The 16469-nt window shown below is 59.8% G+C and carries 14 protein-coding genes and 3 tRNA genes; 5 read left to right on the top strand and 12 right to left on the bottom strand.

What is annotated here, in order from left to right; translation table 11 throughout:
• Positions 1-45: 45 nt before the first annotated feature.
• The 9 genes from B058_RS0112175 to B058_RS0112135 all read right to left on the bottom strand — a co-directional run bounded on the left by B058_RS0112175 (position 46) and on the right by B058_RS0112135 (position 8723).
• Complete coding sequence (locus B058_RS0112175; protein ID WP_018508768.1) at positions 46-1941, bottom strand: SurA N-terminal domain-containing protein; 1896 nt, start codon at positions 1939-1941, stop codon at positions 46-48.
• 174 nt (positions 1942-2115) lie between these two features.
• Positions 2116-2192, bottom strand: a tRNA-Asp gene (locus B058_RS0112170).
• A 60-nt stretch (positions 2193-2252) separates the two neighbouring features.
• Positions 2253-2328: transfer RNA gene (locus B058_RS0112165), tRNA-Val, on the bottom strand.
• Positions 2329-2390: 62 nt separating this feature from the next.
• Positions 2391-2663: an HU family DNA-binding protein gene (locus tag B058_RS0112160; protein WP_018508767.1), complete on the bottom strand. Its 273-nt coding sequence runs from the start codon at positions 2661-2663 to the stop codon at positions 2391-2393.
• A 148-nt stretch (positions 2664-2811) separates the two neighbouring features.
• Positions 2812-5229, bottom strand: a complete 2418-nt coding sequence (lon, locus tag B058_RS0112155; RefSeq protein ID WP_026240880.1) for an endopeptidase La — start codon at positions 5227-5229, stop codon at positions 2812-2814.
• 117 nt (positions 5230-5346) lie between these two features.
• Entirely contained in the window at positions 5347-6621 is a 1275-nt protein-coding gene (gene clpX / locus B058_RS0112150; protein WP_018508765.1) for an ATP-dependent Clp protease ATP-binding subunit ClpX, read from the bottom strand.
• Positions 6622-6634: 13 nt separating this feature from the next.
• Positions 6635-7291, bottom strand: coding sequence for an ATP-dependent Clp endopeptidase proteolytic subunit ClpP (gene clpP, locus B058_RS0112145; protein WP_018508764.1), 657 nt, complete (start codon positions 7289-7291; stop codon positions 6635-6637).
• Positions 7291-8589: a trigger factor gene (gene tig / locus B058_RS0112140; RefSeq protein ID WP_018508763.1), complete on the bottom strand. Its 1299-nt coding sequence runs from the start codon at positions 8587-8589 to the stop codon at positions 7291-7293. The genes clpP and tig overlap by 1 nt, the downstream gene beginning before the upstream one ends.
• Positions 8590-8638: 49 nt before the next feature.
• Positions 8639-8723 (bottom strand) — tRNA-Leu (locus B058_RS0112135).
• Positions 8724-8832: 109 nt separating this feature from the next.
• Between B058_RS0112135 and hpnC the strand changes: the two genes are divergently transcribed.
• From hpnC to B058_RS0112110, 5 genes are read left to right on the top strand one after another with little or no spacing between them, the layout of a single operon-like run.
• Entirely contained in the window at positions 8833-9645 is an 813-nt protein-coding gene (hpnC, locus tag B058_RS0112130) for a squalene synthase HpnC (RefSeq protein WP_018508762.1), read from the top strand.
• 2 nt (positions 9646-9647) lie between these two features.
• Positions 9648-10493, top strand: coding sequence for a presqualene diphosphate synthase HpnD (hpnD, locus tag B058_RS0112125; RefSeq protein WP_018508761.1), 846 nt, complete (start codon positions 9648-9650; stop codon positions 10491-10493).
• Positions 10490-11767: a hydroxysqualene dehydroxylase HpnE gene (hpnE, locus tag B058_RS0112120; protein ID WP_245539302.1), complete on the top strand. Its 1278-nt coding sequence runs from the start codon at positions 10490-10492 to the stop codon at positions 11765-11767. Before hpnD ends, hpnE begins: the two co-directional genes overlap by 4 nt.
• Positions 11764-12507 carry an SDR family NAD(P)-dependent oxidoreductase gene (locus tag B058_RS0112115; protein ID WP_018508759.1) on the top strand — a complete coding sequence of 248 codons (744 nt, stop codon included), beginning with the start codon at positions 11764-11766 and terminating at the stop codon, positions 12505-12507. The genes hpnE and B058_RS0112115 overlap by 4 nt, the downstream gene beginning before the upstream one ends.
• Before the next feature lie 13 nt (positions 12508-12520).
• A complete protein-coding gene (locus tag B058_RS0112110; RefSeq protein WP_018508758.1) occupies positions 12521-13765 on the top strand; it encodes a serine/threonine-protein kinase in 1245 nt (414 codons plus the stop codon).
• Between the two features lie 5 nt (positions 13766-13770).
• Here the strand turns inward: B058_RS0112110 and B058_RS0112105 are convergent, their stop codons facing one another.
• The 3 genes from B058_RS0112105 to tatB form a co-directional block, all read right to left on the bottom strand.
• Entirely contained in the window at positions 13771-14973 is a 1203-nt protein-coding gene (locus B058_RS0112105; protein WP_018508757.1) for an ammonium transporter, read from the bottom strand.
• Positions 14974-15122: 149 nt separating this feature from the next.
• A complete protein-coding gene (gene tatC / locus B058_RS0112100; RefSeq protein ID WP_018508756.1) occupies positions 15123-15947 on the bottom strand; it encodes a twin-arginine translocase subunit TatC in 825 nt (274 codons plus the stop codon).
• On the bottom strand, positions 15944-16423 hold the full coding sequence (tatB, locus tag B058_RS0112095) for a Sec-independent protein translocase protein TatB (protein WP_018508755.1): 480 nt from the start codon (positions 16421-16423) through the stop codon (positions 15944-15946). Before tatB ends, tatC begins: the two co-directional genes overlap by 4 nt.
• Positions 16424-16469 lie beyond the last annotated feature (46 nt).

The following is a 16469-nucleotide window of genomic DNA, read 5'->3' as shown; positions in this document are numbered from 1 at the left end:
AAAAACGCGCCCAGAAGGCGCGTTTTTTATTGTCATGCAGCCACGTCATCTACCTTCGATCGCATTCGGCTGGATTTTTACTTTCTGGCCTGCAGTGATCAATGCCAGCATCGCCTTCATGTCTGCGCGCTGCTGCGCCTGCGTCACGCCGGAGGCGACCGAGGCCAGCAACGCAGGATCCGGCGTGTCCGCCTCCACCACGCGGCTGATCCGCACGATCCGATACGAACCGTCAGGTCGTGCGAAACCCGTGTAGGCCGGCAGCTTGTCGGCATTCGCCCGGAATACCGCTTGGATGCCAGCCGCATCCAGTTCTGCAAACGGCTGACGCCCCACTACCTTGAACGACGACCAGTTCAAACCCGTTTCATCGCCTTTTTCCAGCGTCTTGATGGTCGCTTCGCCCTTCTGGGCCAACAGCTTGGCGCTCTGCTCGGCACGCAGCCTGGTCTCGATCGCCGCGGATACCTCTGTCAGCGGACGCAGTCGGGCCGCTCGATGATCGACCACTCGCGCCGCCACCAGCATGCCGGGCTGCACCTCGATGGCTTCGGTGTTCTGCTTCGACTTGATCGACTCGGCACTGAACAGGGCGGCCGACAACGTGGCATTGTTGAATGGCGGCGGCGCCGTCTTGGCGCTCATCCAGTCGCTCTGCTTGATGCTGAGCTTGGCTGCTGTAGCGGCAGGTTGCAGGGACTGTGCGTTTTCATAGACCAGGTTGCCGAAGTTGTCAGCCAGGTCTGCAAAGGCCTTTTGCGCCTGCTGCTTGCGCAGTTCATCGACGACCTCGGCACGTACCTCGTTCAGTGGCGCCAGCTTGGCAGGCTGGATGCCATCCAGCCGGATGATGTGATAACCGAAATCGCTTTCGACCGGCCCTCGGATTTCGTGGGGCTTCATGCTGAATACGGCATCCTCGAAAGGCTTGACCATCATGCCGCGAGCAAAGCTCCCCAGGCTGCCATCCTGTGCGGCCGAGCCCGGATCCTGCGACTCGGTGCGTGCCAGTTCGGCAAAGCGTTCCGGCGATTTCTGCAGGATCTGAACCAGCTCGGTCGCCTTGGCCTTGGCCTTGGCCCGCGTTGCGGCGTCGGCATTCTTATTCACCGCAATCAGGATATGGCTTGCACTGCGTTGTTCAGGCCGCCCAAACTTCGCCGCATTGGCCGCATAGTAGTCGGCCACTTCCTTGTCGCTCACTGCGATACCCCCCGCCACGCTGGCCTTATCCAGCACCAGATATTCGGCGCGGATCTGTTCAGGCTCGGTAAATTCGGCTTTGTGGGCCGCGTAATCACGTTCCACGTCGGCTTGTGTGACCTTGACGTCTGAAGCCACGGTGGAGGCCGGCAGATCGGCCCAGGCAATTTCACGCTGTTGCGAGACCAGGCGCGCAATCTGCGTCAGCGACGTATTCGACGGAAAGGCCGCGAGCGTCACCGGACTGGCCACGACATCCAGCATGAATCCCTGGCGTAACTCGTTTTCAAAGGCTGCTGGCGTACGGCCATTCTGGCGCAAGACCGCTTCATAACGCTGCTGGGAGAATTTGCCGTCCTGCTGGAACGCCGGAATCTGTGCGAGCACGGAGGCAAGGTACGCATCGGGCGCCAGAAATTTGTTTTTTTGCGCATCCAGCAACAAGGCCTTGCGTTCGATCAGGCTGTCGAGCACCTGTTTGCGGAAATCGGCGCGCTCCGGGACAGCAGGGTCGAACGCAGCACCAAGCGCCTCGCGCATGCGATCGGTTTGCGCCTGGATTTCCCGTGTCAGCTCTTCACGCGAAATTCCCACATCGCCAACCTCGGCGACCATGCCGCCGCTTTTGTCGCCTCTCATGTAGGAGTCCACGCCGAACAGGGCGAAGGTGATTGCAATCAAGGCCAGTATGGCTTTGGCCAGCCAACCCTGTGCATGCTTGCGGATTGCTTCGAGCACGGTCTTTTACTCCGAAAAAAACGTCAGCGCGGATTTTCGCGCACTTTACGCTTCGCGTCTCGCCCTGTTGCGATTAAATATGGTCGCCATGAAATGGGGCACGAGAAAACCCAAGATATGGAATGCAAATGATGCAAATGAAAAAAGGCGAACTCGCGTTCGCCTTTTTGATGTTGGCGGAGTGGACGGGACTCGAACCCGCGACCCCCGGCGTGACAGGCCGGTATTCTAACCAACTGAACTACCACTCCCTTGTGCTGCTAAAAAACTGTACTGCCTAGTACTCGACCGCTTATTTTCTCTTACCCGGCTGGTGGGTGCTGAGGGGTTCGAACCCCCGACATTCGCCTTGTAAGGGCGACGCTCTACCAGCTGAGCTAAGCACCCGACAAAGACCAAAATTCTACAACATTTTTTTCGACCCTGCCAAGCACTCGCGGACTTTATTATTAATTGATGGCGTCTTTCAGGCCCTTGCCGGCGCGGAACTTCGGCACTTTCGCGGCTTTGATCTTGATGCTTACGCCGGTACGCGGATTACGGCCAGTACGTGCGGCACGCTTACCCACATAGAAGCTGCCAAAACCCACCAGCGTCACCATGTCGCCCTTCTTCAGCGCTTTCTTGACTGCCTCGACCGTTGCGTCCAGCGCACGACCCGCAGCTGCTTTGGAAATGTCAGCCGAGTCAGCGATGGCGTCAATCAATTCGGATTTGTTCACGTGTTATCCCCTTCACTCAAGTGGCACAGGAAAACCCTGTGGCCGCTTTTATAGCAACCCGCAAAACCTTGTGTCAAGCGGTTTCCCGGGCGATCACCAAAAAAATCCCGCGACTGGCGCGGGATTCGGACGGGCGGTCAGAAAATACCTAGTGTTTGAGCGCCGCAGCGGCGGTACCGTCTTCTTCCGGCACGGCAATTGCCGGCGCGTCGGCTTCAGGCTCATCCTGCAAGGGCTCGGGCACATGTTCCAGTGCCAATTCAAGAACCTGGTCTATCCACTTGACCGGGTGAATGTCGAGCTTGTTCTTGATATTGTCCGGAATCTCGGTCAGATCCTTGACGTTTTCCTGCGGGATCAGCACCGTCTTGATGCCGCCGCGATGCGCCGCCAGCAGCTTCTCCTTCAGGCCACCGATCGGCAGCACTTCGCCCCGCAGCGTGATCTCTCCGGTCATGGCGACATCGGCCCGCACAGGGATGCCGGTGAGGATCGATACCATCGAGGTGCAGATTGCGATACCGGCGGACGGGCCGTCCTTTGGTGTCGCACCTTCCGGCAGGTGGATGTGGATGTCGCGCTTCTGGTAGAAGTCTTCCTGTATCCCCAGTTTGCGGGCACGCGAACGCACCACGGACAGCGCAGCCTGAATCGATTCCTGCATCACTTCGCCAAGCTTGCCGGTCGTGGTCATCTTGCCGCGGCCAGGCAGCGAAACCGCTTCGATGGTAAGCAATTCGCCTCCCACCTCGGTCCAGGCCAGCCCAGTCACCTGTCCCACCTGGTTGTTCATCTCCGCAATACCGAAACTGAAACGCCGAACGCCGAGGTATTTCTCTAGATTACGCGAAGTGACCGAGATCTTGCTGCTCTGCTTCTTCAGCAGCAGGGCCTTGACGGCCTTGCGGCAGACCTTGGAGATTTCACGCTCCAGGCTCCGCACGCCGGCTTCACGCGTGTAGTAACGCACGATGTCGCGAATGGCCGATTCGGCAATGGCGAATTCGCCCTCCTTGATGCCGTTGACCTTCAACTGCTTGGGCACCAGGTAGCGCTCGGCAATGTTGATCTTCTCGTCCTCGGTATACCCCGACAGGCGGATCACTTCCATGCGGTCGAGCAAGGGCGCAGGCAGATTGAGCGAGTTGGCCGTTGCGACGAACATCACATCCGACAGGTCGTACTCGACTTCGATGTAGTGGTCCTGGAAGGTGTGGTTCTGCTCGGGATCGAGCACTTCCAGCAGCGCCGACGACGGATCGCCGCGGAAGTCCTGTCCCATCTTGTCGACTTCGTCGAGCAGGAACAGCGGGTTCTTCACCCCGATCTTGGTCAGGCTTTGCAGAATCTTGCCCGGCATCGAACCGATGTAGGTGCGACGATGGCCGCGAATCTCGGATTCGTCGCGCACGCCGCCCAGCGCCATACGTACGAACTTGCGGTTGGTCGCACGCGCAATCGATTGGCCGAGCGAGGTCTTGCCGACGCCAGGCGGCCCCACCAGGCACAGGATCGGTGCTTTCACCTTGTCCACGCGCTGCTGCACAGCGAGGTATTCCAGAATGCGTTCCTTGACTTTGTCGAGGCCGTAATGATCCTGATCGAGGATTTTCTCGGCCTTCGCCAGATCTTTACTGATTTTGGCCTTCTTCTTCCAGGGCAGGCCAACCATCGCTTCGATATAGCTGCGAATGACGGTAGCTTCGGCCGACATCGGCGACATCATCTTCAGCTTCTTCAACTCACCCATGGCCTTGGCTTCGGCCTCTTTGGACATACTGGCCGTCTTGATGCGCTTTTCCAACTCTTCCAGTTCGGCGCCTTCCTCGATGTCGCCGAGTTCCTTCTGGATGGCTTTGACCTGCTCGTTCAGGTAGTACTCGCGTTGGCTCTTCTCCATCTGCCGTTTGACACGGCCGCGGATGCGCTTTTCCACCTGGAGGATGTCGAGCTCGCCTTCCAGCAGGCCAAGCAGATGCTCAAGGCGTTTATTGACGCCGATCATCTCCAGCACTTCCTGCTTTTGTTCCAGTTTCAGCGGCAGGTGCGCAACGATGGTATCGGCCAGACGGCCGCCCTCGTCGATGCCCGACAGCGATGTCAGGATTTCAGGCGGAATCTTCTTGTTCAGTTTGACGTACTGGTCGAACTGCGTCAGCAGCGCGCGACGCATGGCCTCCACTTCCACCAGCTCCTCGCCTTCGGCAGGCAGGATTTCGGCACGCGCAGCCAGATGGGTGCCAACGTCGGTCACTTCCAGCACCCGGGCGCGCTGATTGCCCTCGACCAGCACCTTGACCGTGCCATCGGGCAGTTTCAGCATCTGCAGGACGGTGGCCACACTGCCGGTGTCGTAGAGGTCTTCGGGCGTGGGGTCATCCTGCGCGGCGGTCTTTTGCGCGACCAGCAGGATGCTCTTGCCGGACTCCATCGAGGTTTCCAGCGCCTTGATTGACTTGGGACGGCCGACAAACAGCGGGATGACCATGTGGGGGAATACCACCACATCCCTAAGCGGCAACAGCGGCAGGTCGATCTGTTCCTTGGATATGTTGTCGCTCATCATGATTTCCTGGTAAGAGTGAAGGAAAGGATGCGCGGCACTCAACCACGCTCATCCACAATTGGGGGGCATAGTTTGGAATTCAAGATGGCTGACAGGTTCCCTATCAGCCATCTCGGTTCAGGCTCCGGCAGCCAGCGGCTGCTCGTCCTGCTCGGAATAGATCAATAAGGGCTTGCCGTCGCCACTGACCAGCCCGTTGTCCACCACCACCTTGCTGACGCCCTTGAGAGAAGGCAGGTCATACATCGTGTCGAGCAGGGCATGCTCAATGATCGAGCGGAGGCCGCGCGCGCCGGTTCGGCGTGCCAGGGCCCGCTTGGCAATGGCATTCAGCGCATCCTCACGGAACTCCAGCTCGACGCCTTCCATCTTGAAGAGTTTGATGAATTGCTTGGTCAACGCATTCTTCGGCTCGGTCAGAATCTGGACCAAGGCAGCTTCATCCAGCTCGTCCAGAGTGGCGACGACCGGCAAACGTCCGACAAATTCGGGGATCAGGCCATATTTGATGAGATCTTCTGGCTCGACCTGATGCAGCAATTCGACATCGCGCTTGGTCTCATCGACATTCTTGACCTGCGCACCGAAGCCGATGCCACCTTTTTCGGTGCGGCCGCGGATAACTTTCTCCAGGCCGCTGAATGCGCCGCCGCAGATGAACAGGATATTGCTCGTATCGACCTGCACAAACTCCTGGTTCGGGTGCTTGCGCCCGCCCTGCGGCGGAACCGACGCGGTCGTGCCTTCGATGAGCTTCAGCAAGGCCTGCTGCACGCCTTCCCCCGACACGTCGCGAGTGATCGAAGGGTTGTCGGCCTTGCGCGAAATCTTGTCGATTTCGTCAATGTAAACAATGCCCTGTTTGGCCTTGTCGACATCGTAATCGCACTTTTGCAAGAGCTTCTGGATGATGTTTTCGACATCCTCGCCTACATAGCCGGCTTCGGTCAGCGTGGTGGCATCGGCAATCACGAACGGCACGTTCAGCAGGCGTGCCAGTGTTTGGGCGAGCAGAGTTTTGCCTGAGCCGGTCGGCCCGATCAGCAGGATGTTGCTCTTGGCCAGTTCCACCTCGCCCGTGCTCGAATTGCTGCGCAAGCGCTTGTAGTGATTATAAACCGCCACCGCCAGCGCTTTTTTCGCCTGGCTCTGGCCAATCACATACTGATCCAGGATGCCGCTGATCTCGTGCGGCGTAGGCAGATCGGAACCCGCACCGCCCTTTTGGTTGTCCGCCTGCTGGATTTCCTCGCGGATGATGTCGTTGCACAGCTCGACGCATTCATCGCAGATGAATACCGACGGCCCAGCAATCAGCTTGCGTACTTCATGCTGGCTTTTGCCGCAGAAGGAGCAGTAGAGAAGTTTGTCGCCCGAGCCTTTGTCCGCCATGCCAGTTCCTTGCTTAATTGCCTGATGCCTCAATGCGGCTGGTCAACACCTTGTCGACCAGCCCGTACTTCACCGAATCTTCCGCGCTCATGAAGTTGTCGCGGTCGGTGTCGCGATCGATTTCCTCAATGCTCCGGCCGGTATGTTTGGCGAGCATGTCGTTAAGGCGCGCCTTCAGATAGAGGATTTCCTTGGCGTGGATTTCGATGTCCGATGCCTGTCCCTGGAAGCCGCCCAGCGGCTGATGAATCATCACGCGAGAGTTCGGCAAGCAGTAACGCTTGCCCTTGGCGCCGGCGGTCAGCAGGAAGGCGCCCATGCTGGCAGCCTGACCGATGCACAGGGTGGACACGTCCGGCTTGATGAACTGCATCGTGTCGTAGATCGCCAATCCGGCCGAGACCGAACCGCCGGGCGAGTTGATGTAGAAATAGACGTCCTTGTCGGGGTTTTCCGACTCCAGGAACAGCATCTGCGCGACCACCAGGTTGGCCGTCGCGTCATTCACCGGGCCTACCAGGAAAATCACCCGTTCCTTGAGCAGACGCGAGTAGATGTCGTAAGCACGTTCGCCACGGCCGCTTTGCTCGACGACCATGGGCACCAGCCCCAAACCCTGCGGTTCGAAGGGCTGCGAATTGGAAATACCACGTTCAAAGTCAATACGCATCAGGCACGTCCCATCAATTCTTCAAAAGAGGTTGTCACGTCTTCCACTTGGGCCTGACCTGCGACCCATGCTACCACATTCTCTTCCAGTGCCAGGGACTCGATCTCCTGCATCCGTTCCGGGCTCTGGTAATACCACTGCACGACCTGCTCCGGTTCCTCGTAGCTCTGGGCCTGTTCCTGGATCAGGTTGCGAATCTGCTCGGGCTGGGCCACCAGCTTGTGCGCCTGCACGATCTCGGCCAGGATCAGGCCCAGACGCACGCGACGTTCCGCCTGTCCAGTAAACATATCGGCAGAGAGCTTCATGGTCTGAACCCCGCGCGACTGCATATCCGCCTCGGTCATTTTCATCAGGCGCTCGGTTTCCATCGCCACCAGACTCTGCGGCAGATCCAGCGTACTTTTCTGCAACAGCAACTCCATCGCCTGCTCTTTCAGTTTGGTCTGTACGCGGCGCTTCGCTTCACGCTCCAGATTGGACTTCACTTCGGCCTTGAGTTTCTCCACGTCACCGTCTTCGACCCCCAGCGCCTTGGCGAATTCCGCATCAATCGCCGGCAACGCCGGCGCCTGCACGTCCTTGACCTGCACCTCGAAATGCGCCACCTTGCCCGCAAGCTCCTTGGCAGCATACTCGGCCGGGAAGGTCACGTCGAAGCCCTTGCTGTCACCCGCCTTGAGGCCGGTCAGACTCTGTTCGAAATCCTTCAGCAAACGGCCTTCGCCGATCACTGCGGCAAAATCATCGCCCTTGCCACCTTCGAATGACGCGCCATCGACCGTACCTTGATAATCGAACTTGACCAGATCGCCTTCCGCGGCAGCCCGATCCGCCGACTCAAACGTACGGCGCTGTTTTTGCAGGACCTCCAATGTCTTGACGACATCGGCATCTGCCAGATTCACCACGGGCTTGCTCATCTTGCCAGTGCTCAAATCACCAATCTTCACTTCAGGATAGACCTCAAAACTGGCACTGAAGGTCATTTCCGCTGCGTCAGTCTGCCCTGTCTTCGGTTCAAAATGTGGATAACCCGCAATTTTCAGCTGATGGGCCTGTACCGCCTCGCCGAAACGCGTCTGCAAGGTCTCGCCCAGCACTTCCTGACGCACGCCAGAGCCATGCTGACGCGCCACGGCGCTCAGCGGCGCTTTGCCCGGGCGGAAACCGTCCATCTTGACGCTGCGCGCCAGACGCTTGAGGCGATTTTGTACCTCAGTTTCCAACTGCCCCATAGGCACGCTGATGTCCAGGCGACGGACCAGTCCTTCGAGAACTTCAAGATTTGCTTGCATCAAAATACTTCCTGGCTGAATTGAGGTTGGGTGAAGGGCAAAAAGCTTGTGGTGCGAAAGGGGGGACTCGAACCCCCACGCCTTGCGGCGCTGGAACCTAAATCCAGTGCGTCTACCAATTCCGCCACTCTCGCGGCTCGGCCGCAAAACTATCAACCGATAAGTGTAATATAATCAAAGCGATGCTGTCACCCAAGCCCGCCCGGCATCCTGCCTAAGTCATTATTCCCATTCCGTTTTTTATTGCCGGTGCCGGTCGATCACTACGAAAACTTCCCTGTTGCCTCCTGGTTGCTGCCCAAACGGCTGCGTCGGCCGGTGGAAGCCATCTATCGGTTTGCCCGCAGCGCAGACGACATCGCCGACGAAGGTGACGCCGCGCCAGCCGCACGGCTGCATCAGCTCGCGGCCTACCATGCCGAACTGAATCGCATCGAACGCGGCGAGACGCCGACCGACCCGGTATTCGGTCCGCTTGCTGTAGCGATCCGAACCCATGCGATTCCGCTTGCTCCCTTTCGCGAACTACTGTCCGCCTTCGCCCAGGACGTGGAAAAGAAGCGCTATGCCGACTTCGGCGAAGTCATGGACTACTGCCGCCGTTCGGCCAACCCGGTGGGCCGCCTAATGCTGCATCTGTATGGCGATCACGACCCGCGCCACCTGGCCTATTCCGATGCCATCTGCAGCAGCCTGCAACTGATCAACTTTCTGCAGGATATCGCTGTGGATTACTCGAAGGATCGTATCTACCTGCCGCAGGACGAACTGGCCGCACACCACGTCAGCGAAGCACAGATCGCACAGGGCGACACGCACGGGCTGTGGCATATGATGCTGCACAAGCAGATCGAGCGTACGCGTAAATTGCTGCAGGCCGGCGCGCCGCTCGGCCGGCAACTCAAGGGCCGCATCGGGCTGGAACTGCGGGTAACCATCCGCGGCGGCGAAGCCATCCTGCGCAAACTGCACGCCGATCCCGGCTGCGTGTTCCACCATCGCCCGGTGCTGACCAAAAAGGACTGGCTCATCATGCTCGGCCGCGGACTGTTTTGAACATGGACGTTCACCAGTATTGCCAGGAACGTGCCGCCGCGAGCGGCTCCAGTTTCTACTACAGTTTCGTCTTTCTGCCACCCGAGGTAAGACGTGCGATCACTGCGTTCTATGCGCTGTGCCGCGAACTCGACGATGTGGTGGATGAGTGCCACGAACGCCAGGTAGCCGAGGCCAAGCTTCACTGGTGGCGCGCCGAGATCGGCCATTTCGCCAGCGGCGAGCCGGAGCATCCGGCAACCCGCGCGCTCTTCGACACCTCGCAGGGCCGCGCCATCCCGCCGGCCCTGCTGCTGGAAATCGTGGACGGCATGGCGATGGATCTCGACCACACGCGCTACCCCGATTTCAAGTCGCTCAACCTCTACTGTTATCGCGTTGCCGGTGTGGTCGGCGAAATCGCAGCATCGATCTTCGACGGCACGCGCGGCGAACATGATCGCGACATCCGCCGCTACGCCCACGAGTTGGGGCTGGCGTTCCAGCTCACCAACATCATCCGCGATGTCGGCGAAGACGCCCGGCGCGGACGCATCTATCTGCCGCAGGACGAACTGGTACGTTTCGGCGTGCACGAAGCCGATCTGATGAGCGGACGCAACACGCCCGAATTTCAAGCCCTGATGCAGTTCCAGTACGAACGCGCCCTGGCCTACTACGGCCGTGCGTTCGCTGCGCTGCCTCCCGGCGCACGGCGGGCGCAGCGTCCCGGACTGGTCATGGCGGCAATCTACCGCACCCTGCTTAACGAAATCCGGCAATCCGGATTCCCTGTCTTGCGCGCGCGCGTTTCGCTCACGCCGTTGCGCAAACTGTGGCTTGCCAGCAAAACCTGGCTGTTTCCGTGACAACTGACTTGGATCGAGCCCGTGTCGCGGTCGTGGGCGGCGGCTGGGCCGGCTGCTCTGCAGCCCTGACACTGGCCGAAGCCGGCGTGGCCGTCACGCTGTTCGAGGCCAGCCGGACCCTGGGCGGCCGCGCACGCGCAGTCGAACTCGAAGGCCAGCCACTCGACAACGGTCAGCACATCCTACTCGGCGCATACGAACAAACGCTACAGCTGATCGAACGCCTGCATCCTGTCACACCGCTGTGGCGTCTGCCGCTCACCCTCGAACAGCCGCCGGCATTCAGCCTTGCCTGCCCGCGCCTGCCCGCCCCGCTGCACCTGCTGGCGGGACTGCTCGGCGCCCGCGGGTTGAATTGGCGCGAGAAACTGGCCGCCGCGCACTGGGCGCACCTCATGCTGCGCGACACGGCAACGCCAGGCCAACTGACTGTCAGCCAACTCACCCGCACGCAGCCGGAAAAATTACGCAATGCGCTGTGGCACCCCTTGTGCGTGTCAGCGCTCAACACCCCGCCCGAACTGGCCGACGCCAGGGCTTTCCGCAGGGTGGTCCGCGCCGCATTCGGCGGGCGCACCCACCATAGCGACCTGATACTGCCGCGCCGCGATTTGACAGCACTGCTGCCCGCACCGGCCGCCGCACGCGTGGTCGAGCTTGGTGGCGACATCCGTCTGGGCTATCGCGTGACCACGCTCGACGCCACACCGAACTCCATCGCCCTAGGCACGCAGGATGACATGTCCGTCTTCAGCCACGTTGTCCTGGCCGTCGCACCGCAACATCTCCCTGCCTTGGCGAAGCAAGTGCCGGTACTTGGACCGCTCGGCCAAGCCGTGGCAGGGTACGAATATCAACCCATTGCCACAGCCTATATGCAATACGATCCGGATTTTCGACTGTCCAAGCCGCTGTTCGCCCTGATCGACGGACCGGCACAGTTTGTGTTCGATCGTGGCCAGAGCCACGGTCAGGCCGGTTTGCTGGCGTTCGTGGCTAGCGCTGCCACGAATCTGCCCACTGACTGGCTGGATCAGGCGGAAGCGCAGTTGCGCCGGATCGTCCAGCCCGGACCTACGCGCTGGCGCAAACGCATCATCGAAAAACAGGCAACCTATAGTTGCGTGCCGGAATTGGCACGCCCGCCTGTCCATACCCTGCACCCGCGCATTTTTCTGGCGGGCGATTACACTGCCGGGCCGTATCCTGCCACGCTCGAAAGCGCAACACAGAGCGGAGTACAATCGGCCCGCGCATTACTCGAACAGCTATGAAAGACTATCTCCCTCGCCCCGATCTTCTTGCAGACCGCGTCATCCTCGTTACCGGTGCAAGTTCCGGCCTTGGCCGCGCCGCCAGCCTGACGTTTGCGCGCCATGGCGCCACCGTCGCGCTGCTCGCACGCGATGAAAGCAAACTCGAAGCCGTATACGACGAAATCGTCGCCGCCGGCGGACCCGAGCCCGCCATGTTTCCGTATGATCTTGCGATTGCAGACGACCGCAGCCTGGAAACCCTGGCCGGCACCATCACGCACCATCTGCAGCGACTCGACGGCCTGCTCCACAGCGCCCATCAGTTCTACAATCTCTCTCCGCTACACCTGCAAACACTGGAACAGTGGCAGACCCTGATGCGGGTCAACCTGATCGCGCCCTTTGCGCTCACCCGCGCCTGCCTGCCACTGCTCCACCAGGCGCCGGATGCCTCGGTCATATTCACCGGCGAAACCCACGGCCACCATCCCCGCGCCTACTGGGGCGGCTATGCCATCGCGAAATCGGGCCTGGAAACGCTTACCCGCATCTGGTCCGACGAGCTCAGCTCGGACGAAAACCTGCGCATCAACACCCTGATACCCGGCCAGGTGGCGACGACCTTGCGCGCACGCACCCACCCCGGGCTTGCTCCCGAAACCCTTCCCAGCGTCGACGACCTGATGCCCTGGTATCTGTACCTGATGGGTGAGGATAGTCGCCTGGTCCGCGGTCAGATTGTGGAATGCCAGATCTGACATTCCTGTCGTGATGAAAATCGGCCGTTACGAAATCCTCGACGAAATCGGACAGGGCGCGATGGGCACGGTCTACCGGGCACGCGATCCATTGATCGAGCGAACTGTGGCCATCAAGACAGTGCCTATTGCACAGTTGCAGCAGGAAGGCGCCGACGCGGAATCGCGTTTTTTGCGCGAAGCGCAGAGTGCCGGCCGCCTGTCCCACCCCAATATCGTGACCATCTACGACGTCGGCGAAGCCGACGGGCTTGCCTATATCGCCATGGAATACCTGCCCGGCAGGACGCTGCGCGATCTCATGGACAAGGGGCCGATGCCGCTTGATCTGGCGCTCGACACAGCCATGCAGATGGCCGAAGCCATGGCATTCGCACACGAGCACGGTGTCATCCATCGCGACATCAAGCCCGCCAATGTCGTCGTAACCGGAAAACGCGGGCAGATCAAATTGACCGATTTCGGCATTGCCCATCTCGTCAACAGCGACCACACCCAAGCTGGACAAATGCTTGGCTCGCCACGCTACATGTCGCCGGAACAGGCGATGGGACGGGAAGTAGACGGGCGTTCCGATATTTTTTCGCTGGGCGCTGTCCTGTACGAGATGCTGACGGGCCGCTATGCCTTCGATGGCGACAGCCTGCCCACGATCGTCTACCGGGTCATCAACGAAGCGCCGGAACCTGCCACCACCCTGCGTCCCAGAATATCGGTCGGCCTAGCCAGTTTGCTGGCCCATATGTTGAACAAAAAGCCGGAAGCCCGGCCGGATGCCCGCACATTGGTCAGCGCCTTCCACGCATTGGCATTAACATTGGCATCGACTCCGGCGACCTTGCCCATACCGGTACCGTCTACCAACCGGGTGTCGCGTCTGTTGCGGGTACTTGCATTTGGCGTACCTATCGGCGTATTCCTGCTGATCGGGCTCGGGATCATCGTAATCGAACACTTCCTGGCAACGCCCCCGCACGCGCCCCAACTTCCCTTACAGCAGGCGGTCCCACCCGCAGTCGACGACACCGCGGCAGCCCAGCCGCCACCCGCATCCGATGAGGCGGCGAATACGCCTCCCCCTAAATCCGATGCCTATCTCACAGGTCTCGACAAGAAACTGGTTGAACTGCGCATCAAACGCACCGTGCTCCTGCTGAAGTACACCAACCAACATCCTGACGTGGTCCAGGTCAATCGTCAGCTCGAACAGCTACGCGCAGAACGCGACCGTTATCTGAAACGACAGCAGAAGAACTAGGCCGTTTACCAGTTGGTCTCGCGTTCCGCTGTGGCCGACACTTTATGGATGCTGAGGTCGGCGCCATTGAACTCGGCCTCCGGATCCAGCCTCAAGCCCACGAACCGTTTCAGCAGGCCATACACCACCAGGCTGCCAAACGCGGCGACGGTCACGCCGCCCAGCGTGCCGATCAACTGCGCTACCAGGCTGACGCCGCCCAGCCCGCCCAGTGCCTTGGCACCGAAAATGCCGGCCGCGATCCCACCCCATGCGCCGCACAATCCGTGCAAAGGCCATACGCCGAGCACGTCATCGATCTTCCACTTGTTCTGGGTCACCATGAACATCCACACGAACAACGCACCTGCGATCGCGCCAGTGGCCAAGGCACCAAGCGGATGCATCAGGTCCGAGCCCGCACACACGGCCACCAGGCCAGCCAGCGGACCGTTATGGATAAAACCCGGGTCGTTGCGGCCGAGCACCAGGGCGGTCAGCGTGCCGCCCACCATCGCCATCAGCGAGTTCACTGCCACCAGGCCCGACACGGCCTCAATCAGCTGTGCCGACATCACATTGAAACCGAACCAGCCTACGGTCAGAATCCATGCACCGAGCGCCAGGAACGGAATATTGGACGGCGGATGCGCAGAGACCATTCCATCCTTGGTATAGCGCCCGCGTCGCGCACCCAGCAGCAACACGGCAGGCAAGGCGATCCAGCCCCCCACGGCATGCACCACCACCGAACCGGCAAAATCATGGAACTTGGCGCCGACGCTCGCCATCAGCCAATCCTGGATGCCGTAGTTGCCATTCCAGACAATGCCCTCATAAAACGGGTAGACCAGCCCGACCAGAGCGAAGGTAGCCGCCAGTTGGGGGCTGAAGCGTGCGCGTTCGGCTATGCCTCCCGATACGATGGCGGGGATGGCTGCCGCAAAAGTCAGCAGGAAAAAGAATTTGACCAGGTCGTAGCCATTTTTGGCGGATAGCACCTCCGCACTGGAAAAGAAGTTGATGCCGTAGGCGATGCTGTAGCCGATGAAGAAATAGGCAATCGTGGAAACCGAGAAGTCGGTGAGGATCTTGACCAGCGCATTGACCTGATTCTTCTTGCGCACGGTGCCCAGTTCCAGAAAGGCAAACCCAGCATGCATGGCCAGTACCATGATGCCGCCCAGCAATACGAACAATACGTCACTGCCTGTTTTCAACGCTTCCATGCATCGGCTCCCGATTGAATGCCGGCTGATCCAAGCAAGCAGCGTTCCTATCTACCAAGCATTTGATTTAAAAGGATATGTGCACTGATAGCGCAATATATATGCACACTAATAGTGCATTTTGGAATGTTGCGCCCTTTTGTGGTGCGTCAGTCTGGCTTGTGAGTTCCCGGATCGACCTGCCCCGCCTCGATGCGATCGAATTCGTCATCCATATCGGAATCGGACATAGGGGAATAATCCGGCTCGGATTCGGGTTTTGGCTTGGTGAGCATGGCAGCGACGATGATTCCCAGTTCATAAAGCACCCACAGGGGTGTCGCCAGCATGAATTGCGAAATGACATCAGGCGGGGTGAAGATCGCCCCGATGACAAACGCACCGACAATGACATATGGCCGGATTTCGCGCAGCTTGGCGACCGAGACCATGCCCATCTTGACCAGCAGCACCACTGCAATGGGAACCTCGAACGTAATGCCGAATGCCATGAACATGGTCAGCACGAAATCGAGATACTTGCCAATGTCGGTCATCACTGCCACGCCAGTAGGCGTGACGCTGACGATGAAATGGAACACGAGCGGAAACACCAGAAAATAGGCGAACGCCATCCCCGTCACGAACAGGATGACGCTGGCGATGACCAACGGCACCCCAAGGCGTTTTTCGTGCTGGTACAGCCCGGGCGCCACGAACGCCCAGGCCTGGTAGAACACCCACGGCAAGGCCAGCAGGAAGGCGGCCATCATGGTGACCTTCATCGGTACAAAAAACGGCGTGGTGATTTCGGTGGCGATCATCTGCCCGCCTTTGGGCAAGGCCGCCAGAAGCGGGCGGGCGAGCAGCGCGTAGATATCTTGTGCCCACGGGAAGAGACAGACGAAGATGATCACGACTGCTAGCACCGCGCGCAGCAGGCGGTCCCGCATTTCGATGAGATGCGAGATAAAGGTGTCTTCGGTATCGCTCATGCAGATTTACCCGGGCTTTCGCTGGATGCCGTCCCTGTAGAAGCCGGCACCGCACGTCCGGTATTCTGGTCTGGCTCATCCAGCGGCAGGCTCTGCTGCAGCGCATGTTCGGTTTCGCGTTGTTGTGGTATCGCGGGCTCCGCAACGGGAACCGATCCCACACTGGCCACGCTCTCCGTCACAGCCTGTGTGACGTTGTTCGCTTCCTTGCGCAGGAAATCGTCGACCACGGTGGCCTGCTGTTCGACACCCGATGCCGCCGACTCGACCGAGTCCTTGAAACTCTGGCCGGCCCGGCGAAGCTCGTCCAACTGGATCTCGCGGCCGATATCCGACTTGACCGACGACACATAACGCTGCAAGCGGCCGTACAGATGCCCTGCCGTACGCGCGACCTTGGGCAACCGCTCGGGGCCGATGACGATCAGCGCAACCACACCGATGACGACAAGCTCAGAGAATCCGATATCGAACATAGAAAGTGTTGTGGGTCAGGATTCCGGGGCAGGAAAGGTATCGATG

It is taken from the genome of Thiobacillus thioparus DSM 505, assembly GCF_000373385.1.
Lineage (GTDB): Bacteria > Pseudomonadota > Gammaproteobacteria > Burkholderiales > Thiobacillaceae > Thiobacillus > Thiobacillus thioparus.
The sequence above is the reverse complement of the archived record's forward strand: the minus strand, read 5'-3'. Positions and strand labels throughout refer to the sequence as shown.